A 24,096-nucleotide genomic window follows, 5' to 3' on the forward strand; every position below is an offset into this window, starting at 1 on the left:
CCTCCTTACCGCATTAGGGTCGATGACGTGAATGAAGCCCCAGGCCGGCGGCGACGTGCGTGGCCGGCGCTGGTCATGGTGTCGGCGCTGACGTTGGGCTGCGCCGTCGTCGCCGGGGTGGCCTCCAGTGCCGCCGGTGCCGAGTTCACCCGAGGCCCGAGCCCGGCGGAGCTGGACAGGGCCGCCGTCAGCGAGGTGGCCCTGCGCTGGCAGGTGTGGCCCGCCGGGCGGATCTTCCCCGCGACCGTCGGGTACGCCGCCGAGCAGGGCGGTGAGGAGAAGGCCCGGCGCGTGGGCATCTCGCCGGAGACCGGCTGCGACGCGGCCGTGGACGCCAAGCTGAGAAAGGCACTGCGGCAGGCGGGCTGCCGGGGCATCCTGCGTGCCACCTATCTCGACGCGCTCCAGGGGGTCGTCCTCACCGTCGGCGTCGCGGCCTTCGCGGACGAGGTGGGCGCGGCGCGGGCCAAGTCGTCGCTGCCCCGGGCGGGTCGTCCCTCCCCGGGCCTGCGGACGCTGGCCTTCCCCGGTACGGTCACCGACCGGTTCACCTCGGCGGGGCGGCAGACCAGCCTGGTACGGCAGGCCGGGCCGTACGTGGTGATGGCCACGGTCGGTCAGGTCGACGGCCGCCCCGCCAAGGCGGTCGGGGAGCAGCGGCCGACCATGTTCGCCTTCACCGGTGACATCGCCGATCGGATCCTCGCGAACATCTCCACGCCCGTGCGCCCCGACTGCGACTCCGCGGAGTGGCGATGCTGAGGCGGGTGGGCGTCGCGGGGCGGGTGGGCGTCGCGGGGCTGCTGGCCGTGATCGCGCTGGGGCTCGCCCCGGTGACGGCGCGAGCCGACGACGTCCGGGACAGCCAGGGGCAGGTGATACGGACCCTGGACCTGCCCGGCGCCTGGAAGGTCTCCGAGGGGCAGGGCGTGACGGTGGCCGTGCTGGACTCGGGGGTCGATTCGGGCCACCGTGACCTGGTGGGCTCGGTGACCGTGGGCAAGGACTTCACCGCGGGATCCAACCCGCCGGGTGTGGAGCCCCTGCGGTTGCACGGCACCTACATGGCGTCGCTCATCGCCGGGCACGGCCACGGCCCGGGCGGCGGCGACGGGGTGATCGGCGTCGCGCCCAAGGCGAAGGTGCTGTCGGTGCGGGTGATCCTGGAGGACGAGGAGCCCGGTTTCCGGAGGTTCAACACCGCGGCACGTTACGAGAACGTGGTGGCGAAGGGGATCAGATACGCGGTGGACCGCGGCGCCGACGTGATCAACATGTCGATCTCCAAGGAACTCGCGACCAAGGAGGAGCGGGCGGCGATCCGCTACGCGATCTCCAAGGGAGTCGTGCTCGTCGCGGCGGCGGGCAACGAGGGCACGAAGAAATCCGGCTCCACCGGCTTCGCTCCCTACTCCTATCCCGCGGCCTTCCCCGGGGTGGTCTCGGTCGCCGCGGCGGACGAGGGGCTGCGCCGGGCCTCCTTCTCCAACCGGAACCCCTCGGTCCTGGTGGCCGCGCCGGGGGTGGACATCCTCGGCGCGGGCCCCGGTGACGAGTACTGGGTCGGTCGCGGCACCTCGCAGGCGACCGCGCTGGTGTCGGGGGTCGCCGCCCTCATTAAGGCGAAATATCCGAAAATGTCACCAGCGTTGGTCGCGCAGGCGCTCGCGGCGGGGGCGACCCGGCGGCCCAGCGGCGGCTACGACACCGGCACGGGCTTCGGCATCGTCAACGCCCCCAGGGCGCTCGCCGCGGCGACGAAGATCTTCCGGCACACCCTCACGGCCAAGGGGCGGAGCAGTCAGGACCCCGCCCGCCCGATGGGCAGGGCGGCACAGCCGGTGCAGGTGATCCACCGGGACCACGACAAGATCACCCTGTACGGGGGAGTCGCCGTGGCCGCCGGGCTCGGCGCCGTCGCGTCCCTCGTGGCGATGGCCGTGTTCGTCGGCCGGACGCGGTCGGCGAAGGGATTCGCGGAGCCCGCACGTGCTCCGGTGTCCACCCACTGACCGCCGGGCCGGGCGGGCGAAAGCCCGAAACGGGATATGCCACGCGTGGCGAGTGATCAGGTAAACACACTCCGAAGATAGGGCGGCGGAGCTTGGCAACGTAGCATCGAAGTATGTCGCAGCCAGGGAGGTCGCAGGAGCCGGATCGGCCCCTGGAAGCCTCGGTCTCCCGTGCCCGCGGAGGCTGGCCGCCGTCCGGTTCCCGGACGTCTGGCGCGAGGAGCAGCCGGGTGCGGGGGGTGCGGGCGCCGGACGCCGGAGGCAGACGCGTCCGGGTGCGCTCCTGGCCGGGCGCGAGCCGTGACCGCGCGGCGATCGAACGCGCCGAGCTGGCGACGCTGGAGCAGGGGATCCGCTTTCGAACGATCTTCCTGATCCTGATGGGCACGATCCTGGCGATCGCCGCCATCAACGTGCTGACCGGCACGGTCGGGCTGGTGCGCGAGACCAGGTCCCGTCCGATGACCGCCGCCGAGCAGGCCCGCTACGTCCAGGAGGACATCGCGCGCCGCTGGCACACCTGGCCCGCGGACCTGGTCTTCCCCGTGGAATTGCAGTACATCGGCCTCGGCAGGGTGCAACAGTACGCCCGGCGGGTCGGACTCGCCCCCGAGGTCGCCTGCGCGGCCGGCGTGGACGCCCCGGTGGGATCGGTGCTCACCGAGTACGGCTGCCGCACGCTGCTGCGGGCCACCTACGTCGACCAGACCTCCACCTTCGCCTTCACGGTGGGCATCGCGGTGCTCGCCGACGAGGAGAAACGGATCGCCGCGTCAGGTCAGCTGGCGGTCGACGACCGGGTGGGGGTGCGGCCGGTGGCGTTCCCCGGCACGGCGACCGAGCTGTTCGGCGCCGCCCAGCGGCAGCGCAACTCCTGGATCGGGGTCGGCCCCTACATCATCTTCGCCACCGGCGGATACACCGACGGCCGTACCCGCGAGTCGATCCCTCCGGAGGAGATCCTGCACAGCGAGCTCTGGCCGACGGCCCAGGCGGTCGCCGGTCGCATCGCCCACGCCCTCGGAGACGAGCCCAGCGCGGTCCCCCAGTGCACGCAGGGGAACGTGTGCTGAGGCGGAGGCGGCGGCTCTGGGCCGCGGGAGCGCTGGTCGCGGTCTCCCTGACGGTTCCGGCGACGGTCGCCGCGCCGGTGGCCGCCGCGGACGTGCGTGACGACCAGCGCTGGGTGCTGGAGAAGATGAACGTCGAGGAGGCCTGGAAGGTCACGAGGGGCGCGGGGGTCACCGTGGCCCTCGTGGACAGCGGGGTGGACGGCGACGTCGCCGAACTGCGCGGCCGGGTGATCTCCGGGCCCAACATGGGGTCGGTGGAGTTCGACAGGACGGATCCGGGTGCGGGTCTGCACGGCACCGCGATGGCCTCGCTCATCGCGGGGGCGGGCAACGGCGAGGGCGGACTTCTCGGGATGGCGCCCGAGGCCCGGATCCTCTCGCTGCCGATGATCATCGAACAGGACGCGGGGGAGGGGTCGTACCTGCCCGAGGAGAACCTGCGCTCGCAGAGGGACAGCCCCCTGGCCCGCGCGATCCGCTACGCGGCCAACAACGGGGCCGAGGTCGTCAGCATGTCGCTGGGAGCCTACGGGGCGCAGAAGAGCGAGCGGGAGGCGGTCTCCTACGCGCTGTCCAGGGGAGTGGTGCTGATCGCGGCCGTGGGCAACGAGGGCGACTCCGAACACTCGATGCAGAACGGCACCTCCTTCTGGAACTTCCCGGCCGGATACTCCGGGGTCATCGGGGTCGGCGCGGTGGACGCGCAGAGCAAGCCGGCGCTGTTCAGCAGTGACAACCTGTCGGTTCTGGTCTCCGCGCCGGGCGTGGAGGTGCCCGTGGTGATGCCGGGCGGCGACTACGGGGTGTCGGAGGGGACCAGTTCGGCGACCGCGCTGGTGTCGGGGGTCGCCGCCCTCATAAAAGCTAAATATCCAGATATTTCGCCGCAGATGGTTTCGCAGGCCCTGACCTCCACGGCCACGTCCACCCCCACCGTCGGATATGACGACCACGTCGGGTTCGGCGTCGTCAACGCGAGCGCGGCGCTCACCAAGGCGGGAGAGCTGATGGCCGGCGCGGCGGAGGTCCCCGTGGCCGACGACCAGCACTTCGGCAAGGGCCCCCTGCCGCAGGAACCGCCCAGACCAGGTCCCTTGCCCATCCGGCTCTGGCTGTACGGCGGGGGCCTCCTCGGAGGGCTGCTGGCGTTCGCGGGGGCGGTGGTCATGCTCACCCGCCGCCCGGAGCCGGTCGATCCGGCGAGGGAGGCGCCGCCGGCGAACCGGCGGGGGAGCGGGCGGGCGTGGCCATAGTCGCGACGGCGGGGAAGCGTGGCCGAGATACCCGCCGGCAATCCGGGAGAGCGAGAGGGTTATGAATTGCTTGTCATGCGATTAACCTTCCTCGTGTCTTCCGTGTGTTTCTCTGTGGTATCCGTGAACCGCCATTTCCTTTTACGGTGCGTAGCGATGCGATTACCACAGGCTCGCGGGTGTGAGGGTGAAGACGAAGAGGGGGAGGTCAGGCCCCGGCCCGGTCGCCCTCGCGTGCGTGTCACCCCGGAGCCTCCTCCGGGAAGGCGTGAGACGCTCGCGGAGACCGGATGGGTCGGTTGGCCGATCACCGGCGCCGGTCGGCGCGGCGGAGCGAAAAAGGAAATCGCCGGGATTCTCCGGACTGATGAACGTCGCACCCCCGGGATGAAGCGATACGAATAAGCGGTTTTGAATTCGATTGGAATGCGTTTTGGACACTGTTCGGACGCAGTCTGACGGATGTCGGCCTTCCCGCTCGGGAAACCATCGAAGGTTCGCTAAGGTCGCGGATCATGGGGTACGAGTTGCGCGTGGAGCGCCCTGCGCCTCTCGCCTTCGCGGAACTCGCGACTGTGCTGGGGCAGGCGGGGTTCGAGTTCCGAGGTTCGCAGGAAGTGGGCGAGGTCCTGGCCCGGCACGGCGACGAGGTTCACGCCGTCGCCGACTGGAACGGCCGTCTGTCGGGCACGCCCGGATCAGACTGGCAGGTGGCCCAGATGGCGCGGGTGTCCGCCCTGCTGGGCGCACGCCTGGTCGGTGAGGACGGCGAGTCCTACGCGATCCGCGACGGCCTCGTCGAGCAGTTGAACGGCTCCGCGGCATACGAATTCGGCAAACTCGGCGAGATTCTCTCCGCCGGTCCGGCTCTGTGGAGTCGGTAGGCCACCCCACCCCGTACGCGGAGCGTGTGCTCGACCTGGTCGAACGCATTCCGCCGGGCATGGTCATGTCCTACGGCGACATCGCCGAATATCTCGGCGAGGGAGGTCCTCGTCAGGTCGGCCGTGTCATGTCCGTCTGGGGTGGAGGCGTGCCCTGGTGGCGTGTCGTACACGCCGACGGCAGCCCCCCACCCGGCCATGAGCAGCGATGTCTCGCCGGATGGCGTCAGGAGGGGACTCCGTTGAGGGGAACCCGGGTGGACATGCGCGCGGCGAGGTGGGACGGACAGCCGGAAAGCACGGCGTAACCGGGCCTGTCGTAGCCCACTACCATGGCCATGGACAGCGCTCTGTCGAAAGGCGGTGCTTTCTCCATGGCCACCGGCGCCACACCTGCACGAGCCAGCGGCGACCCCGTCGTTGACCGTCTGCGGGCTGTCCAAGACCTCTGCGACCGGGGAGAACCACTTGAGTTGATCATGGCGGCGGTGCTGGCCGAGGGGCTGGACCCGGGACAGCGTCGGAGGTTCGACGCCGACGCGCTGGCAGGTCCGCTCGGTTCGAGGCTGGATCTGGCGACCAAGCGCGGTGCCGCTCGTCGTCGCGAGTTCGTCACACTCTTCAAGCCGTACCTCGCCGGGGTGGACGCACGCGTCAAGCGTGATCTTCCGGTGGCGCGCAGGATCGCCTTCCACCTGCTGGAACACCGGGAAGTGGCCGAGCTCGCCGACGGCGACGCGCTGCAGAAGGTCGCGACGGCCGCCGCGGAGCCGTCCAAACGGGTTCGCACCAGTATGCGCTGGTACGCGGACCTGCCGCTGCGGGACGAGCTCCCCGACTCCCTGTTCCGGCTGCGCGCCGCCGACCTCATCCCGATGACCCAGGTCGAGGACATCTCCTGGTCGGGCGGGCGGCTGCGCGTCAGCGGACACGCCTACCTGGCCGGGCTCTCCATGCGAAGCCGCCGCTTCAACCGGGCGACCGTGGTGCTGCGCGGCCCGCGCTGGCTGCCGCCGATCCGGCTGCGCACCCGCCGGGTCTTCCACCCCGAGGCGACCCATGGCGCCGAGGAGGCCGGCTGCAACTACGACTGGTCCGGCTTCACCGCCGAACTGCACCCGTGGGCGCTGCGCTGGCGTGCCGGCGTGCGGGCCGTCGTGCGCGGCGCCAAGCGGCTGCTCCGCCGCCGGGCGACCGTACAGGACACCACCACCTGGCGCGCCGAGATCGTGATCTGGAGCCGGGGCGCCCGCGCCACCGGCCTGCTCCGAGGTCCCTCCATCGGCCGCACCGAGCGTCCTTCGGGTCTGGAGGTCCGGCCGAGCAAGTGGGTCCGCCCGGTCTGGACCTCCGATCGGGCACTCCAGATCGTGCTGCAGCCCACCCGGGCGGAGCTGACCGGGGTGCGGCTCGACGGCGAGAAGCTGGAAGTGTCGGTGTTCCTGCCGGGCAAGGGCACGGGCAAGGGCCACGCGCGCCTGGACGGCCACCGGATCTCCGCGGACTTCACCCCCGTCGAGGGGGGCACCGCCGTCGTGGTGCCGCTCGCCGTGTCGTCCCTGTTACAGGAGCGCGACGGAGGCAGGCTCTGGGTCGAGCCCAAGGGCGATCCGGCCGCCTCGGTCATGCTCGGCAAGGCGCAGGAGAGCCGTTCGATCGTCGGTGAGCGGGAGATCACCGTGCTGCGCGACCGGCGCGACCGGGTGATCGTCTCCGCGCACCGGATCCGCCCGATCGTCTCCGGTGTCACCTGGGACGAGAACGGCACGCTCACCCTTGAGGGCTCCTACCCGGGTGAGGGTTCCGCCGAGCTGTCGCTCAAGCACAGGACCGGTTTGATCTACACCGTGCCGCTGGAGCGCGACGGCTCCCGTTTCTCGGTGCGGTTCGCGCCCGCCGCGATGCCCCGGTTCGGAGACACCGTGCCGCTGGCCAGCGGCAGCTGGAGCATGGCGGTTCGCGACGCCGGGGAGATGGTCCCGGTCCGCGTCGACCACTCCATCCTCGACACGCTGGACGAGGCCCCGAGGATCCGCGACGGGCGGGAGTACCGCCTGATCTCCACCCGGTTCGACGTGCCGGTGCTGGCCGTCGCCGAGCACCTGCCCGACGACGAGAAGGGCGCCGGCGGCCTGTACTCCCTGCGGCGCGCCTTCTACCCGGCCGAGCGGGCCCGTGAGCTGACCGACGCGACCGTGTACGTCGCCTCCGACGGACGGCAGTACGAGGGCAACGTCCGCGCGATCTACGAGGAGCGGGTGCGCCGCGGCGACGATCGCGAGCACATCTGGGTGGTCAAGGACGGCGCGTTCGTGCCTCCCGGATCGCGGGAGCTCGGGTTCGGCCCGGACGTCACGCCGACCGTGGTCCGCGCGGGCAGCCGCGAGCACTACGCGGTGCTCGCCCGCTCACGATACGTGGTGACCAACGGCTTCCTCCCGCCGTGGTTCCGGGCGCGTGAGGACCAGGTCGTCGTGCAGACCTGGCACGGCACCCCGGTCAAGCGCCTCGGCAACGACCTTCCGCACATGTCCCGCGACCCCAAACCGCCGGTGTGGTACCGGCAGGCCGCGGAGGTGCGCGGCTGGGACCTGCTGGTCTCGCAGAGCCCCTGGGCGACCCCGGTGCTGCGCAAGGCGTTCGGCTACCAGGGCAAGGTCCTGGAGAGCGGTTACCCGCGCAACGACGTCTTCCTGGCTCCCGAGCGGGAGGAGACGGCCGCGGCGATGCGCAGGAAACTCGGCATCGCCGAGGGCGTCAAGGTGGTCCTCTACGCGCCGACCTGGCGTGACTACGACCGTAAGAGCGCCACGCTCCGGCTGAATCTGGCCGAGGCCCGGCGGGTGCTCGGCCCCGGTCACGAGTTCCTGATCAGGGCCCACGCGATGCAGGCGGCACCGAAAATGCCCGCCGGCCTCGGACTCGACGTCACGACGTATCCGGATATAGCCGACCTGCTGCTGATCGCCGACGTGCTGATCACGGATTACTCGTCCGTCATGTTCGACTTCGCCGTGACCGGACGGCCCATCCTCTTCTTCACCCACGATCTGCAGCGCTACTCGGCCAAGCGGGGTCTCTACTTCGACCTGGCCGCCGAGGCCCCCGGCCCGCTGCTGGCCACGAGTGCGGAAGTGGTCGAGGCCCTGCGGACGATCGACGAGGTGGCGGCGGCGCACGCCGAGCGCTACGAACGGTTCCAGCGCACCTACACGCCCCGTGACGACGGGAAGGCGACCGCGAGGATCGTCGACCACGTCTTCGTCTCCTGAGCGCCCGGGCCGGAGTTCTTCTCTGAGGACCTCCGGCCCAGGTCCTCGCACCGGAAAGCGCCCTGACAAACTGATCATCCGGCTCGCCGGATCAGGACTCCGCCGTGCCGTACCCGCCGACTCGGCACGATCATCGTCCGAGATCTGGTGGAATGGCGAGTTGTGAGTGGTCAGGGCTGGCGGCTGGTGCGTCGTGAGGACGCGGGGAGAGTTGTTGCCCCTGTGCTGGACGAGCACCAGCGGGCGGTGGTGGCCCACGAGGGCGGCCCGCTGCTCGTGCTCGCCGGGCCGGGCACCGGCAAGACCACCACGATCGTGGAGACCGTGGTGGACAGGATCGAGCGCCGCGGCGTCGACCCCGAGCGCGTGCTCGTGCTCACCTTCAGCCGCAAGGCCGCCGAGGAGCTGCGCGAACGCGTCACCGGCCGGATGCGCCGCACCACCCGTACCCCGCTCGCCCTCACCTTCCACAGTTACGCCTACGCGCTGCTCCGCCGCGAGGCCGTGCTCGCGGGAGGGGTGCCGCCCCGCCTGCTGACCGGTCCCGAGCAGCTCCTGGAGATCCGTCGCCTGCTCCACGGCGAGCTGGAGGACGGCGCCGCGCACTGGCCGGACGACATGCACGAGGCGCTCAAGACCCGCGGTTTCGCCCAGGAACTCCGTGACTTCCTGGCCCGCGCCGCGGAGCGCGGTCTGGACGGCGACGAGCTGGTCGAGCTGGGCCGCCGCCACGGCCGTGCCGACTGGGTGGCCGCCGGGCGGTTCGCCGACCGCTACCAGGCCAGGTTCGACCTCGACCTGGAGCCGGTGCTCGACTACTCCGAGCTGATCCGCGCCGCGGCCGCCCTGCTCAACGATCCCGAGGTACGGCAGCGCGAGCGGTCCGCCTACGACGCCGTTTTCGTGGACGAGTACCAGGACACCGACCCGGCGCAGGAGTTCCTGCTCCAGCAGCTGGCGGGGGAGGGACGCGACCTCATCGCGGTCGGCGACCCCGACCAGTCGATCTACGGCTTCCGCGGCGCCGATGTCCGCGGAATCATGAAATTTCCAGATAGGTTTCGTGATGCGAGCGGGGAGAAGGCGCCCGTCATCGCGCTGCGCGTCTGCCGCCGTAGCGGCTCCGAGCTCCTGAAGGCCTCCCGCCGCGTCACCTCCCGCCTGCCCGCCACGCCGGGCGGCGCGGCGCACCGCGACCTGCGGCCCCTTCAGGACGCCGATCCCGGCGACGTCCGGGTGCTGGTGACCGACGGCGCCACGCAGGAGGCCGCGGTCGTCGCCGACACGCTCCGCCGGGCACACCTGCTGGACGGCGTCCCGTGGTCGCGGATGGCGGTGCTGGTGCGGTCGGCGACCCGTCAGGTGCCGCTGCTGCGCCGGGCGCTGGTCTCGGCCGGGGTGCCGGTCGTGGTCGGCGGCGGTGAGGTGCCGCTGTTCCAGGAGCCGGGCGTGCGACCGCTGATCAGGCTCATCCAGGTCGCGCTCCATCCGGAGATCCTCGACGAGGGGCTGGCGGAGGAGCTGCTGACCGGCGCGCTCGGCGGCACCGACATGATCGGGGTGCGCCGCCTGCGCCGTACCCTGCGGATCGCCGAGCACGAGGCGCTGACGCACCCCGACGAGCGCGACCTGGTGGACAACTCCGCCGAGCGCGACGCCGCCGAGCCGCGTTCGTCGGGAGAGCTGCTGGTCGCGGCCCTGAAGGACGCGCGGGAGCTGGTCAGGGTGGATCCGCACGTGGCGCTGCCCGCCGAGCGGCTGGCGCGGCTCATCTCCGGCGCGGCCGAGGCCGTACGGCGGGGCGGCACCGCCGAAGACGTGCTCTGGACCGTCTGGCAGGCCACCGACCTGGCCGCGAAATGGACCGAGACGAGCGTCAAGGGCGGGTTCAGGGGGACCATGGCCGACCGCGACCTCGACGCGGTGGTGGCGCTGTTCGACCACGCGGCCAGGTTCGTGGACCGCCTGCCGCACGCCGGGGTCGACGTGTTCGTGGAGGACCTGGTCTCCCAGGAGATCCCCGGCGACTCCCTCGCCGAGCGGGCCCCCGACGGCGACAAGGTCCGCATCCTGACCGCCCACCGCTCCAAGGGCCTGGAATGGGACGTCGTGGTCGTGGCGGGGGTCCAGGAGGGCGCCTGGCCGGATCTGCGGCTGCGCGGCTCCATCCTGAGCACCGACGACATGGTCGCCAGGGCCGAGGGCTCCGAGCACGAGAACCCGGCGGCCGTCTCCGCCGCCCTGGCCTCCCAGCTGCTGGCCGAGGAGCGCCGCCTGTTCTACGTGGCCGCGACCAGGGCCAGAAAGCGGCTCATCGTCACCGCCGTGGGCGGAGAGGACACCGAGGAGCGGCCCTCCCGGTTCCTCACCGAGCTGGTGCCCGGGTCGACCGACGAAACGGGCATCGACGAGCGTTCCCGCTGGCTGAGCATGTCCGCCCTGGTGGCGGACCTGCGCTCGGCGGTCTCCGACCCGACCAGACCCGACTCGCTCCGCGGGGCGGCGGCCGAACACCTGGCCAGGCTCGCCACCGCAGGGGTGCCCGGAGCCCACCCCAACGACTGGTACGCCCTCACCCCGATCTCCGACGACCGCCCGCTGAGCTGGCCCGACGACACCGTGCGGATCTCGCCCTCGGCGGTGGAGAGCTTCAGCAAATGCGGCCTGCGCTGGCTGCTGGAGACCTCCGTGGGCGCGAGCGGCACCGACGCGGCCCGGGGCCTGGGCACGGTCATCCACGCGCTGGCGGTGCTCGCGGCGACCGGAATGCCCACCGAGGACACGCTCGGCAAGCGTCTGGACGAGGTCTGGCACGAACTGGACTTCGGCGGCGTCTGGTACAACCGCAAGCAGCGCAAGGTGGCCGAGGAGATGATCTCCAAATTCGTCCGCTGGCACCAGGAGAACCCCCGGGAGCTGGTCGGCCTGGAGGAGGCGTTCACGGCCATGGTCTCCGAGGGGGTGCAGATCAAGGGCCGGGTGGACCGGGTGGAGCGCGACGGCGAGGGCCGAGCCGTGATCATCGACATCAAGACCGGCAAGAACGGCCCCAAGGACACCGAGCTCGAACGCCATCCCCAGCTCGGGGTCTACCAGCTCGCCGCGCTGCTGGGCGCCTTCCAGCGGCACGGGATGACCGAGCCGGGAGGCGCGGCCCTGGTCCAGGTGGGCGACGCGGCGGGAAAGAAGGGCGCCAAAGAGCAGGCGCAGCGGCCCCTGTCGGAGGACGATGATCCTGGCTGGGCGCGCGACATGGTCGACACCGTGGCGCTCGGCATGTCCGGGCCGTTCTTCCAGGCCAAGGTCAACGATGGATGCCGCACCTGCGCTGTGCGGGCGAGCTGCCCGGTCAGCAAGAACGGAGATCAGGTGTGCTGAGCCGTACCACCGGCCGTGAGGCCGCCCCCGTGCTGAGCCGTGCCGTTTCCGGGCCGGGTCGTGCTGTTCGCGGTGCGGGTGACGCCCGTGCTCTGGCTGTGCGCGGTGGTGACGCCCGTGCTCTGGGCCGTGCCGTCCACGGCGGGGTCGCCGCGTGCTGAACCCGATCCAGCTCGCGGCCAAGCTGGGGATCCTGCCGCCCACCCCCGAGCAGGCCGCCGTGATCGAGGCCGGTCTCGAACCGATGGTCGTGGTGGCCGGGGCGGGGTCGGGCAAGAGCGAGACCATGGCCGGGCGGGTCGTCTGGCTGGTCGCCAACGGCCTGGTCCGTCCGGAGCAGGTGCTCGGCCTGACCTTCACCAGGAAGGCCGCCGCGGAGCTGTCCATCCGCGTCCGCGAGCGGCTCAACGGCCTCGTCGCGGCGGAGCAGGTCCCCGCCGAGCTGATGGAGGGCGAGCCGACCATCTCGACCTACCACGCCTACGCGGCCCGGCTGGTCACCGACCACGCCCTGCGCGAGGCGCTGGAGCCGACCATGCGCCTGGTCACCCCGGCCGTCTCCTGGCAGCTCGCCGGGCGGGTGGTCAGCGCCTACGACGGGCCGATGGAACAGATCGAGTGGAGCCCGTCCACCGTCACCAAGGCGGTGCTGGAGCTGGCCGGGGAACTGGCGGAGCACCTGCGCTCCCCGCAGGACGTCAGGGAGGTCGGCGCCTGGCTCGCCCAGCGGTACGGCGAGCTGCCCGGCAGGCCCGTCAAGGAGCAGACGCGGCCACTGGCCACCCAGCGGACCAGGGAGCAGCTGCTGCCGCTGGTCGAGGCCTACAACCGGCTCAAGCGCGGCCGGGAGGTCGTGGACCACGGAGACCAGATGGCGCTGGCCGCCCGGATCGCGGTCAAGCACGCCGAGGTCGGTGAGATCGAGCGAGGGCGGTTCGCCGTCGTCCTCCTGGACGAATACCAGGACACCAGCCACGCCCAGCTCGTGCTGCTTCGCGCGTTGTTCGGCGGCGGCCACCCGGTGACCGCCGTGGGCGACCCCTGCCAGTCCATCTACGGCTGGCGCGGCGCCTCGGCCGGCAACCTCACCCGCTTCCCCCGCGACTTCAGGACCGCCGCCGGGGAGCTCGCTCCGGTCCGCCGCCTCTCGGTCAGCTTCCGCAACGGCGACGCCGTACTGGACGTCGCCGCCCGGCTGCAGATCCCGCTCCGCATGGAGGCCAGGGAGGTGCCGGTGCTCGTGCCCGGCGGCAATCGGATCGAGCGCGGCCGGGTGGTGTGCGCCTTCCACGAGACCGCCGACGACGAGGCGGAGTGGATCGCCGATGGGATCGCCAAGGTGCTGGGCAGCGAGACCGCACCCGACGGCATGCCGTGGGGCGAGGGCGAGCGCAAGAAGGCCAAGCAGAGCGTCTGGGGCGGTCCGCAGTGCGTGCAGCCCCACGACGTGGCGATCCTGGCCAGGAAGCGCTCGCAGTTTCCCGCGCTGCGCAAGGCACTGGAGAGCCGGGGCATTCCGGTCGAGGTGGTCGGGCTGGGCGGTCTGCTCGCCGTGCCCGAGGTGGCCGACATCGTCTCCACCCTGCGCGTGCTCTACGACCCGAGCGCGGGGGACGCCCTGGTCCGGCTGCTCTCCGGGCCCCGGTGGCGGATCGGCCCCGCCGACCTCAAGGAGCTGGGTGAGCGGGCGCGCGAGCTGAACCGGGAGACCAGGGACGGCTCGTCCCTGGTGGCCGATCCGCTGGACCAGGTCGTGGCGGACATGGCGGAGGAACGCGGCAGCCTGATCGACGCCCTCGACGAGCTGCCCGACCGCCCCGAGTGGCAGGACCTGTTCTCACCCCTGGCACGGGTGCGGCTGGTCGCCATGGCCCAGGAGTTGCGGACTCTGCGTGCCCACACCGGCCAGCCCCTCCCCGACCTGATCCTTGAGATCGAGCGCAGGCTCAACCTCGACATCGAGGTGGCGGCGCGAGGGACGGCCATCGGCGCCTTCGCCGCCCGCGCGGACCTGGACGCCTTCCTGGACGCCGCAGCCCGGTTCGCGGGCGACTCCGAGGATCCCACGCTGGGCGCCTTCCTGGCGTTCCTGAAAGCGGCGGACGAGGAGGAGAACGGCCTGGACGCCGGGCGGGTGGGAGAGAGCAACAGCGTGAAGCTGATGACCATCCACGCCTCCAAGGGACTGGAGTGGCCGGTGGTCGTGGTGCCCGGCATGTCGCAGGCACTGTCGAAGGCCGGGACGCTCACGGTCGGCACGGTGTTCCCCGCCCGTGCGGCGTCCAGCCCCAAATGGACGGAAAACCCGCGCAAGCTGCCCTACCAGATCCGCGGAGACGCCTCCGACCTGCCCAAGCTGACCGGGCTGACCAGGGAGGAGCTGGCCGATTTCGACGAGCGCTGCCGTGACCGCGACCTGATGGAGGAGCGCCGTCTCGCCTACGTGGCCGTCACCCGCGCCCACTACCTCCTGATCGCCTCCGGTTACCGGTGGGGCAGCGCGGCCAAGCCGCTGGACCCCTCCGACTTCCTGGTGGAGACCCGCGAGGCCTGCGGTCGCGTGGCCGTCTGGGCCCCCGAGACACAGGAGGGCGCCACCAACCCCCTCCTGGTCGATCCCGCCGAGTCCACCTGGCCCGTCACCCCGGGCGGCCTCCGGTACGACGCCGTCCAGGACGGCGCCACCCTGGTCAGATCCGCTCTCGCCGTTCTCGCCGGTGCCGTGCCGGCCTCCCCCGCCGGACGGGGCGCGCCGGATTCCCCCCCGGACGCCGAGGACGTCCCCCTCCCCGAGGTTCCCGACGACGAGGACGTGCCTTTCCCCGACCTCCCCGAGGTCTCGTACGGCGAGGACGTCCCCTTCCCCGAGGTCCCCTACGGCGAGGACGCTCCTTTCCCCGAGGATCCTCAGGACCTCGAAGATTCCCGGGAGGCCGGGGGCGCCCGGGGCTTTGGGGACCCCGGCGATTCGGACTCCGTCTCCTCCGCCCGGCAGGATGACCAGGCCGGGTTCGAGCGCGCGCCGGAGGGGGAGCCCGAGGCCGGACGCGTCGCGGCCCTCACGGAACTGCGGGGAGCGGCCCTCACGGAGCTGCGGGGATGGGACAGGGAACGGGCCAAGGCGTGGGAGCGCGACACCGAGCTCCTGCTGAGGGAACGGGAGCTGAACCGGCGGCGCGGTAGCGGGCGGGTGGAGCTTCCCACGCACCTGACCGTCTCCTCCCTCGTCACCCTGGCCTCCGACCCCAAGGCCCTGGCCAGGCAGATCCGTCGTCCCGTGCCCAAGAAGCCCACCCCTCTGGCCCGGCGGGGGACCTCCTTCCACCGCTGGCTGGAGTCCCGCTGGGGACAGCAGCGGCTGATGGACGAGTTCGAGCTGCCCGGCGCGTCCGACGACTTCGAGGAGGCCGACGCGCATCTCGACGAGTTGCGCGACCGGTTCGAGGAGAGCGAGTGGGCGGGCAGGGAACCGCTGGACGTCGAGGTCCCGTTCGAGACGATGATCGCCGATCGGCTGATCCGGGGCCGGATGGACGCGGTGTTCCAGGTCTCGGAAGGCCGCTACGAGGTGGTCGACTGGAAGACCGGCCGGCGTCCCAAAGGCAGGAAGGCGGAGGCGGACGCCTCCGTCCAGCTCGCCGCCTACCGTCTGGCCTGGTCCCATCTGGCCGCCATTCCCCTGGATCAGGTGAGTGCGGCCTTCCACTATGTTCGCCTCAACGAGACGATTCGCCCGGTGAACCTTCTCGACGAGCGCGGCCTGATCGCGCTCCTCGAGTCGGTTCCCACGCTCGGCTGAACCGGCGGCCGTCGCCTCCGTGGTCGTGGCACGGGCTGTCCGCATGAAACCGGATGCGACTTCGTCCGGGCTTCCCGTTCGGACAGGGCAGGCTTCAGGGTCTATAACGCTTGGTGTTAAATGGCAGCGTTCCATCTTCCCCGGCTCACTTTGGGAGATGGCGGTATTGGATGCGAGTAGATTAGTGGGGCAGCTGGAACCAGCCGTCACTGTTGTGCGAGGGCACCGGGCCACTCTCTGCCCGCATGGAATTGCAATGACAGAGGGAGTGCCTCAGGGAGAGTAAGCCCCTTTGGCCCGAAGCACCTGGCGGAACCGCTAAGGTATCGCCATCACCTAAACATCATTTGGAGAACGATCATGGCCAAGCGGATCGTGGAGTCTTTTGTAGACGACCTTGACGGTAGCGAGGCAGAGGGAACCATTGCCTTTGCCATCGAAGGCTCGTCCTACGAGATCGATCTCTCAGGCCCGAACGCGGACAAGCTGCGTGCGGCGCTCGCACCGTTCATCAACGCTGCTCGTCCGGTCCGCCAGGAGCGACCGGGGCGTGGTCGCAAGCTCAGCGTCTCCGGTCGCGCACTCGACCGCGAGAAGAGCAGCGCGATTCGCGCGTGGGCGAAGGAGCAGGGTCTGAACGTCAGCGAGCGCGGCCGGATTGCGGCGAAGATCGTCGAGCAGTACGAAGCGGCCAACTAGGTAAGCCTCCTTACCGGCTCGGCTGTAAAAGTCCCCTCCTCCGGAGAGATCCAGAGGGGGGGACTTTCTGTATTTCCGGGGAAATGGCAGGACGACGGCTCTGTTTTTCTTTCTCTCCGTGCGGGCGCGTCATCGCCACGGCGAATACGAGTGTGAAAACGGAAAGGCGCACGAGGGGGAGGGGCTCTGGAAGAAAGAGGTCCCGATGCCGGTCGGGCCGTCACATCAATGACGGAAAAGCGTGTGCTGTCAACGATCGGAGCCATCTCGGTCATGACGAATGCATGAAATATCCACATAAAGTCATATATGGGGATATTTCATGGAGTGTCGTGGAAGTGGGGCGGCCAAAAACGGCGCCGTGTTCCCCGGGGATCTCCGTTTTCCTTCCGGAGGCGAAAAGGGCGAGGTGCCGTCGCGAGAGCCGTTCCGGCGGAGCGCTTTCTGCCGGAGGCGGAGGGAAACGATTCTCCGGCCGCCCTCTCCGCGAACCGGCCGGGCGAATCCGTGAAAGAACCGTCGGCGCCGGGGTTCGGAGTTACTCGCGGACCGTGGCCGGGCCGAGAAGTCGCCGTCGTGGTTCGCCCAGCGCCCCGCCCCGGAACATCAAGATCGTTCGGGCGGGCCGGAAAGGAGACGGCTGCGGCGACAATCGCCACGGGAAGACAGGAAAGCGCAGATAAACCGGCAAGGACCGTCCACTGCCATGGCTTCTGTTCCTCCGGCGTCCGCGGACAGTCGTATCGGGCATTCTCGATCGCCGAAACCCCGGTCCGATTTCGCCGTCGCCCGACCCCGGGATGAGTCGCCACTTCTGGCGCCTGCCGTTCGGAATAGGGGACCGGATTCGTCACGGCCGCCCGAACCGATCCGGGCCCGCTCGGGCGATCGGGGGCATGGCGATCAGTGTGGAAACAAGGGCGCCCCGGCAGGGAAAGCGGCACCGGCATGCCCTGGCATCAGGCTTAACGACGCGTTTCGTCTCATCGCCGGGAAAGGCGCCGGCTGATTCCAGAGAAAACCGTCAAAGAAGACATTCGCCGATGCCGCTTGCCGCCGATGGAATTCCCATCTGTCATCCGGGTTTCGGCCGTTCATGTATTGCCTCCGCGGTCCGCCGCCGGGAGAGGACCTCCGTGCCGGAGGGTCTCTTCGCCGCCTTCGTGACCCCGGTCCAGGCTCGCCTCCGTGTCGTGGGTGTCCGGCGACGTCTCGCGGGTCCGGCCGGAGGTCCCGCCCCGTGGGCGTTCACCGTCCGTCCGGGATGACGACGGCATCGCCCCTGCTCACGTCGCGGCCTACCGCCCTCGGGAGTGGTCGTCGCCAACGGTCGGTGAATCGGCGATGAACTTCTCCTCGGCCGCCTTCAAAATCGGGCATCGGGGCGTTTTGGTGACTTATGCTCCCGAAGGTCGCTTTTGTCTTATCCGATGGGAGTTTCCCGGTGACACGTCTCGCTTGGCCGCCTGCCGTCCGCCGGGCGCTCATCGCCACGATCGTCATCCTCCCCCTGGCCGGCTGCGCGAGTGATCCCGTCCCGGCCACGCCGTCCGCCGCGGCGCGGGCCGTATCGCCCGCGGCGGACGGCGTGATGAACGTCACGCGGAGCGGGTGCGGCACCGGCTGGACCGGTCACGGTGGGGATCGGACGTTCCTGGTCAAGAACACGGACACCGTCACCGCCGACGTCGAGCTCGTCGACCCGGACACCGGGGCGGTCTACGCGGAGGTGGAGTCGCTGGCTCCGGGCACCACCAGACCCCTGCGCGTCCGGCTGGGGCACGGCGCCTACGCCCTCCGCTGTCTGCCGGAGGGGGTGAACATGCTGACCGGCCCGACCACGCGCGTCACCGACGGACCGCAGGACGGCACCCCGGCCGTCCTGCCGGTGGACGACCAGGATCTGACCGGCGCGGTGAGCCGGTACCGGAAAGGCGTGACCGCAGGGCTGGCCGTCCTGGCCGATGACGCCGGCGCCCTGCGCCGGGCGTTGCGCCGCGGAGACCGGGCCGATGCCCGGGCCGCGTGGTTGACCGCTCATCTGGCCTACGAACGGCTGGGCGCCGCGTACGGGACCTTCGACGAGTTCGCCGACAGGATCGACGGTCTGCCCGACAGCCTGCCCGGCGGTGTGCACGACAAGGACTTCTCGGGCCTGTACCGCATCGAGTACGGACTCTGGCACGGGGAGTCGATGTCGTCGCTGGCTCCGGTGGGCGACCGGCTCGTCTCCGACGTCGCGAAATTGCGGCGCGACTTCCCGGAGCAGCGGACCGAGCCCATGGACCTGCCGCTGCGCGCTCACGAGATCCTGGAGGACACCCTCCAGAGCCAGTTGACCGGCGACGCCGACCAGGGCAGCGGGACCGGCCTGGCCACGGCCGAGGCGAACCTCGACGGAACGCAGGCCGTACTGGACGCGATCGCGCCGGTCATGCGGAGCCGGTACACGGGGTGGGAACAGATAGGCGTCTGGATGGGACGCGCCCGGCGGTCGCTGAAGGAGGCACGCCGCCCCGGCGGAGGGTGGACCCCCGTCGCCTCGCTGAAGACGACCGATCGCCAACGGCTGGACGGCACGATCGGCGAGCTGCTGGAGGAACTGGCTCCGATCGCGGCGATCGGTGAGACCCGGAGGACATCATGACGGACCGGCGGACGTTCATGCGCGGAGCGCTGGGGGTGGGCGTGGCGGGTGCCGCGCTCGCCGGGGCGTCGCCCGCCCGCGCGACCCCGGCTCCGGCGGCCCCGGTCGCCGATCCGGTGGTGGCCTTCCACGGTGCGCACCAGGCCGGTGTCACCACCCCTCAGCAGCGAAACGCCTCGATGGTGGCCTTCGACGTGCTCGCCGCCGACCGGCGAGAGCTGACCGACCTGTTGCGGGTCCTGACCGAGCGGGCCAGGTTTCTCACCTCGGGCGGCACCCCGCCCGAGGCGGGAATCGGCTCACCGCCGATGGACTCCGGAGTGCTCGGTCCCACCGTGCCGGCGGACCGGCTGACCGTGACCGTCGGGGTGGGCGCGTCTCTCTTCGACGACCGGTACGGCCTGGCCGACCGCAAGCCGGCCGGGCTGACCCCCATGCGGGCCTTTCCCAACGACCACCTCGACGAGGCGCGATGCCACGGGGACCTGAGCCTGCAGTTGTGCGCCGACAACTGGGACACGGTGTCGCACGCCCTGCGGGACATCGCCAAGCACACCAGGGGCGCGATGCAGGTGCGCTGGCGGATCGACGGCTTCGTCTCGCCACCCCGGCCCTCCGGCACTCCGCGCAACCTGATGGGCTTCAAGGACGGCACGTCCAACCTCGACGTCTCCGACACCGCGTTGATGGACCAGCTCGTCTGGCTGCCCGAGGGCGGCAGCTACCAGGTGATCCGGATCATCCGGATACTGGCCGAGTTCTGGGACAGGGTCTCCCTCCTGGAGCAGGAGAACATGATCGGCAGGCGCCGGGACACCGGGGCGCCGCTGGACGGCGACCACGAGTTCGACACGCCGCGCTACGCATCCGATCCGATCGGCACCTCGATCCCGCTGACCAGTCACATCCGCCGGGCGAATCCGCGCGTCCCCCAGACGGACGGCAGTCGCATCCTGCGCAGGCCGTACAACTACGACCTCGGCGTCGACTCGGTCGGCGACCTCGACCTGGGACTCGTCTTCGTCTGCTACCAGCGGGACCTCGCGGCACAGTTCGAAGCGGTGCAGACCAGGCTGGCCGACGAGCCACTGGTCGACTACATCCAGCCCGTCGGCGGAGGCTACTTCCTCGTCCTGCCCGGGGTTCGCGATGCCGGCGACTATTTCGGCCGGGCAATGGTGGGCTGATATGGCCGGACTGTTAACGCAGTGTTGGGCCTGACGTCACGGTTCTGTGGTGGCTGTGTGTCTGTCGCTCCGAAATATTGACGATTGCACTAAAACAACTCATTTAGGGAAGAAGGCGACATGGGTGTGAAGTCCCATAGCCGGACCAGAAGGACCCAGGTACTCGCGGCGGCGGCGACGATCGCGGCCCTGGCGATGGCCACATTGTCGGCAAGCCCGGGATGGGCCGACCACGGAGCGGCGTCCAAGCCCGCCGACCACTCCGGCCGCACGACGACACCGATCAAGCACCTCGTTGTCCTCTTCGATGAGAACGTCTCGTTTGACCACTACTTCGGCACGTACCCCAATGCCGCCAACACCGACGGCACGACGTTCAAGGCCGCGAAGGGGACCCCCAAGGTCGACGGCCTGAGCAAGAAGCTCCTCACGAAGAACCCGAACCAGTTCAACCCCAAGCGTCTGACCCCCTCGCAGGCCCTGACCTGCGACATGGACCACGACTACGGCCACGAGCAGCTCGCCTACGACGGCGGCAAGGCCGACAAGTTCGTCGAGAACACCGGGCGCGACAAGTGCACGGGCCAGCCGGTCATCTTCGGTGAGCCCGGCCTGGTCATGGACTACTACGACGGCAACACCGTCACCGGCCTGTGGAACTACGCCCAGAACTACGCGATGAGCGACAACTCCTTCAACACGGTGTTCGGGCCGTCCACCCCGGGAGCGCTCAACCTGATCTCCGGGCAGACCCACGGCGTGTACGCGGTGAACCCGGTCACGCACGAGAAGGTCACCGACGCCTACACGGTCGCCTCGCCCAACGCCAAGGGCGTCGGAACGGTCATCAACGACCCCGACCCCGCGTTCGACGACTGCTCGGACACCAACCACACCGCCACCAACGCGCTCGCCGTGATGAAGGGCAAGAACATCGGTGACCTGCTCAACGAGCAGAAGGTGACCTGGGGCTGGTTCCAGGGCGGCTTCAAGCCGACCGGCGCCGCGGGCGGCTACGCGGTCTGCGGCGCCACCCACCAGAACGTCGGCGGCAACTCCGTGGTCGACTACAGCCCGCACCACAACCCGTTCGCCTACTACGAGTCCACCAGCAACCCCAAGCACCTGCCGCCGACCTCGGTCGCCAAGATCGGCCAGACCGACCAGGCCAACCACCAGTACGACCTGACCGACTTCGACAAGGCGGTCAAGGCGGGCAACCTGCCCGCGGTCAGCTTCCTCAAGGCGGGCGAGTACCAGGACGGCCACGCCGGCTACTCCGACCCGCTCGACGAGCAGCACTTCCTGGTCGACACCATCAACGAGCTGCAGCGGTCGAAGGACTGGAGCTCCACGGCGGTCGTCATCGCCTATGACGACTCCGACGGTTGGTACGACCACGCCAAGCCGCCCATCGTCAACGGCTCCGCCGACCCCGCCCACGACGCGGCGGCGCTGTGCGGCACCGCCTCGGCGGCCGGTGGCTACGCCGACCGCTGTGGCATGGGTCCCCGCCTCCCGATGCTGGTCATCAGCCCGTACAGCAAGACCAACTATGTCGACCACACCCGGACCGACCAGACCTCGATCCTCAAGTTCGTCGAGGACAACTGGGAGACCGGCCGTATCGGCGACTCCTCCTTCGACGCCAAGGCCAAGCCGCTGACCGGAATGCTCGACTTCCGGCACGGCCCCACCAAGAAGCCGGTGATCCTCAACCCGACCACGGGTGCGGTCACGCGCGGCTGACCGACATGACCACGGGTCCGGCTGCCCGCGGCCGGACCCGGCCGCCGCGCCCGCCGTCCGATCGGACGGCGGGCGCGGCGGGCTAGCGGCGGGTGAAGGTGGGCTGCCAGGGGAAATCTGCGGAGCCGGTGAGCCGGATCGGCGATCCCCCGTGGAGGGGGATCAGCGCCAGGTGATCGATCACCGGGCAGGCCGGTGTGCCGGTGGGGACGCAGGCCCAGGCGATCACATGACCGGCGTCGGCCCAGGCGGCCATCGACACGGCATGATGGTCCTTGGACGAGGGGATCGGGATCACCTTGCCGTCGGCGAGGTTCCTGACGACGAGAGGGTCGGGGTAGGCCGATCTCTCGATGGCGAGCAGGCGCCCGTCCGGAGACAGCATGGTCCGCGTGTCGGGCAGTCCCTCCTCATGAGCGGGGGCCGGGGCCGGCCTCCCCTCCAGGTCGAGGAACCGCCTGCTGTGGACACCGTCCTCGCCGGTCTCCCAGATCAGCGACCCGTCGGAGCTCCAGCCGAGGTCGGAGACGACGGTGCCGGAGAGAGCACCGCCGCCGCCGGGGAGCGCGTGGAAGGCGGCCCGTTCCTGGCCGGGGGTGACGACGTAGAAACCGGTCCTGCCGGGTGGGAGCTGGTCCGCGTCGGCGCCGGAGAACACGCTGGGATCGGTACCGTAGGCGGTGACCAGCAGTTTCGTGCCGTCGGGCGACCAGTTGACGGCGCCGGCCGGCTGATCCAGGGCCGTCCAGCGGACCTCGCCCCCCGTGGTGGACATCACCCCGACCCTGCGGGCCGGGTAGCTCTCAAGCACCGCCGCGTACTTGCCACCGGCCGCGACGTCGACTCGCGCCCACGGCGTTTTCACGTACTTCTTCCTGACGGGGTCGTACAGGTACCAGACCCTCCGCATCAGGGTGCGCCCTCCGGCGAGCGAACGGTCGACACTTATGGTCGCGTAGGTGTAGACGGCCACATCGCCCGCCGCGACCAGCGTTTTCGGTATCGGCGAGCCCGGGTCGGCACGCACCTCCAGTGCGGGTTGCGGTTCGGTCACCACAGGGGGCGGCCTGTCCTCCGCCCGGTTCAGAGACGGAACCGTCAGGATCAGAGCCGTGACGGCCGCGGTCACCCCCGCGAGCGCCACGACCCCTCGCGCCCTCGCGCGCCGGCGACGGCCGATCGCCCTCGACGCCAGGTCAGGTGGCACGCCGGCCTCTTCGGACCACTCGGAGAGCGTCTCCTCGACGAGCCGGTCGATGGTCATGCCTGCGCCTCCTTGAAGATCGTGTACGGCTCGCGCAACTCGGGGGCGATCACCCTGAGCTTGGCGAGCGAGCGGTGGGCGGTGCTGCGGACCGTGCCGACCGAGCAGCCCAGAGCGGCCGCGACCTCCGCCTCCGGCAGGTCCTCGAAGTAGCGGAGCACCAGTACGGCACGTTGCTTGGCGGTCAGCCTGGCCAGCGCCTGCCTGACCAGCATCCTCAGCTCCACGTCCGCGTCCTCGGCGCCCCGTTCGGGGAGCGCGGCGACGACCGCCTCGTTCCTGCGGAAGCCCAGCCGCCACCAGGACACCTGCTGGCGGTACATCACCCGCCGGACGTAGGCCTCGGGCTCCTCGACCGTGCTCCACCTGGACAGGGTTCTGGCCAGCGCGGTCTGGAGGAGATCCTCCGCCGCGTGCTGATCACCGCCGGTCAGCAGGTAGGCCAGACGCATCAGCGCGGGCGAGCGCGCCGACACGAAGTCGCGGAAACGTCGCTCTGTTGCGGCGTCCACGATCACCTCCGTTCTGTGGTTACGCGTCCTAGACGCTCCGGCGGGGATCCGGCTATGCGTGTGAGGTGACATCGGAGGCCCCCTTTCCGCCCTGCGTGTTCTCTCTGCTTGATCCGCCGGTCTCCGGGAGGCCGGATCCGCTTCGAACTCACCGAGATCAGGGCGCGCCGGCCGCCGCGGCGCCGCCGCCGGAGCTCCGGCGGGTCACGGGAGGAGCGAACCGGTCGCCCAGGAGCGAACCGGTCGTCTTGGAACGAGCCGGCCGCCCGCTGGAAGGCGACACCGATCCGAGCGACGGGCAGCGGGAAAATCATCGGCGTCCGCCGGCCTGCGACTGCTACCTTGACCTCATGAACGCGTCCGCACG

Annotated in this window: 16 protein-coding genes; 13 read left to right on the forward strand and 3 right to left on the reverse strand. The window is 70.4% G+C overall.

All coding sequences use genetic code 11. The features are described 5' to 3' along the window. Positions 1–27: 27 nt before the first annotated feature. The 8 genes from J2853_RS40870 (at position 28) to J2853_RS40905 (ending at position 11,872) form a co-directional block, all read left to right on the forward strand. The gene (locus J2853_RS40870) at positions 28–762 is read left to right on the forward strand and encodes a hypothetical protein (protein ID WP_307566788.1); all 735 of its coding nucleotides are present in this window, start codon (positions 28–30) and stop codon (positions 760–762) included. Next, positions 756–2,012, forward strand: coding sequence for a S8 family serine peptidase (locus J2853_RS40875; protein WP_307566790.1), 1,257 nt, complete (start codon positions 756–758; stop codon positions 2,010–2,012). The genes J2853_RS40870 and J2853_RS40875 overlap by 7 nt, the downstream gene beginning before the upstream one ends. 230 nt (positions 2,013–2,242) lie before the next feature. Next, the gene (locus tag J2853_RS40880) at positions 2,243–3,085 is read left to right on the forward strand and encodes a hypothetical protein (RefSeq protein ID WP_307566791.1); all 843 of its coding nucleotides are present in this window, start codon (positions 2,243–2,245) and stop codon (positions 3,083–3,085) included. Further along, complete coding sequence (locus J2853_RS40885) at positions 3,079–4,338, forward strand: S8 family peptidase (RefSeq protein ID WP_307566793.1); 1,260 nt, start codon at positions 3,079–3,081, stop codon at positions 4,336–4,338. The genes J2853_RS40880 and J2853_RS40885 overlap by 7 nt, the downstream gene beginning before the upstream one ends. Positions 4,339–4,853: 515 nt before the next feature. Next, positions 4,854–5,222, forward strand: coding sequence for a hypothetical protein (locus J2853_RS40890; protein WP_307566795.1), 369 nt, complete (start codon positions 4,854–4,856; stop codon positions 5,220–5,222). Continuing rightward, positions 5,210–5,530 carry an MGMT family protein gene (locus J2853_RS40895; RefSeq protein ID WP_307566796.1) on the forward strand — a complete coding sequence of 107 codons (321 nt, stop codon included), beginning with the start codon at positions 5,210–5,212 and terminating at the stop codon, positions 5,528–5,530. The genes J2853_RS40890 and J2853_RS40895 overlap by 13 nt, the downstream gene beginning before the upstream one ends. Before the next feature lie 30 nt (positions 5,531–5,560). Then, positions 5,561–8,494: a CDP-glycerol glycerophosphotransferase family protein gene (locus J2853_RS40900; RefSeq protein ID WP_307566798.1), complete on the forward strand. Its 2,934-nt coding sequence runs from the start codon at positions 5,561–5,563 to the stop codon at positions 8,492–8,494. 222 nt (positions 8,495–8,716) lie between these two features. Beyond that, positions 8,717–11,872, forward strand: a complete 3,156-nt coding sequence (locus J2853_RS40905) for an ATP-dependent helicase (protein ID WP_307568981.1) — start codon at positions 8,717–8,719, stop codon at positions 11,870–11,872. On the opposite strand, the gene J2853_RS40910 is transcribed toward J2853_RS40905, so the two are convergent. Continuing rightward, the gene (locus J2853_RS40910) at positions 11,860–12,012 is read right to left on the reverse strand and encodes a hypothetical protein (protein WP_307566799.1); all 153 of its coding nucleotides are present in this window, start codon (positions 12,010–12,012) and stop codon (positions 11,860–11,862) included. The genes J2853_RS40905 and J2853_RS40910 overlap by 13 nt on opposite strands. Before the next feature lie 14 nt (positions 12,013–12,026). Between J2853_RS40910 and J2853_RS40915 the strand changes: the two genes are divergently transcribed. The 5 genes from J2853_RS40915 to J2853_RS40935 all read left to right on the forward strand — a co-directional run bounded on the left by J2853_RS40915 (position 12,027) and on the right by J2853_RS40935 (position 21,953). Then, entirely contained in the window at positions 12,027–15,671 is a 3,645-nt protein-coding gene (locus J2853_RS40915) for an ATP-dependent DNA helicase (RefSeq protein ID WP_307566801.1), read from the forward strand. Positions 15,672–16,031: 360 nt separating this feature from the next. Continuing rightward, entirely contained in the window at positions 16,032–16,370 is a 339-nt protein-coding gene (locus J2853_RS40920; RefSeq protein WP_307566803.1) for a histone-like nucleoid-structuring protein Lsr2, read from the forward strand. 1,444 nt (positions 16,371–17,814) lie between these two features. Continuing rightward, positions 17,815–19,017, forward strand: coding sequence for an EfeM/EfeO family lipoprotein (locus J2853_RS40925; RefSeq protein ID WP_307566804.1), 1,203 nt, complete (start codon positions 17,815–17,817; stop codon positions 19,015–19,017). Further along, complete coding sequence (gene efeB, locus J2853_RS40930) at positions 19,014–20,204, forward strand: iron uptake transporter deferrochelatase/peroxidase subunit (RefSeq protein ID WP_307566806.1); 1,191 nt, start codon at positions 19,014–19,016, stop codon at positions 20,202–20,204. Before J2853_RS40925 ends, efeB begins: the two co-directional genes overlap by 4 nt. A gap of 126 nt (positions 20,205–20,330) precedes the next feature. Beyond that, positions 20,331–21,953, forward strand: a complete 1,623-nt coding sequence (locus tag J2853_RS40935; RefSeq protein WP_307566808.1) for a phospholipase C — start codon at positions 20,331–20,333, stop codon at positions 21,951–21,953. 82 nt (positions 21,954–22,035) lie between these two features. Here J2853_RS40935 and J2853_RS40940 read toward each other — a convergent pair whose 3' ends face one another. Next, a complete protein-coding gene (locus tag J2853_RS40940; RefSeq protein ID WP_307566809.1) occupies positions 22,036–23,217 on the reverse strand; it encodes a hypothetical protein in 1,182 nt (393 codons plus the stop codon). Continuing rightward, positions 23,214–23,729 (reverse strand): SigE family RNA polymerase sigma factor, encoded by a 516-nt coding sequence (locus J2853_RS40945; RefSeq protein WP_307566811.1) that lies wholly within the window; start codon positions 23,727–23,729, stop codon positions 23,214–23,216. The genes J2853_RS40940 and J2853_RS40945 overlap by 4 nt, the downstream gene beginning before the upstream one ends. Between the last annotated feature and the right edge of the window lie 367 nt (positions 23,730–24,096).

The sequence above is a fragment of the Streptosporangium lutulentum genome, from assembly GCF_030811455.1.
Classification (GTDB): domain Bacteria; phylum Actinomycetota; class Actinomycetes; order Streptosporangiales; family Streptosporangiaceae; genus Streptosporangium; species Streptosporangium lutulentum.

Coding starts and splice junctions, on each gene's coding strand:
- J2853_RS40920 (WP_307566803.1), top strand. CDS start 16,032: ATGGCCAAGCGGATCGTGGAGTCTTTTGTAGACGACCTTGACGGTAGC.
- J2853_RS40875 (WP_307566790.1), top strand. CDS start 756: ATGCTGAGGCGGGTGGGCGTCGCGGGGCGGGTGGGCGTCGCGGGGCTG.
- efeB (WP_307566806.1), top strand. CDS start 19,014: ATGACGGACCGGCGGACGTTCATGCGCGGAGCGCTGGGGGTGGGCGTG.
- J2853_RS40890 (WP_307566795.1), top strand. CDS start 4,854: ATGGGGTACGAGTTGCGCGTGGAGCGCCCTGCGCCTCTCGCCTTCGCG.
- J2853_RS40900 (WP_307566798.1), top strand. CDS start 5,561: ATGGACAGCGCTCTGTCGAAAGGCGGTGCTTTCTCCATGGCCACCGGC.
- J2853_RS40940 (WP_307566809.1), bottom strand. CDS start 23,217: ATGACCATCGACCGGCTCGTCGAGGAGACGCTCTCCGAGTGGTCCGAA.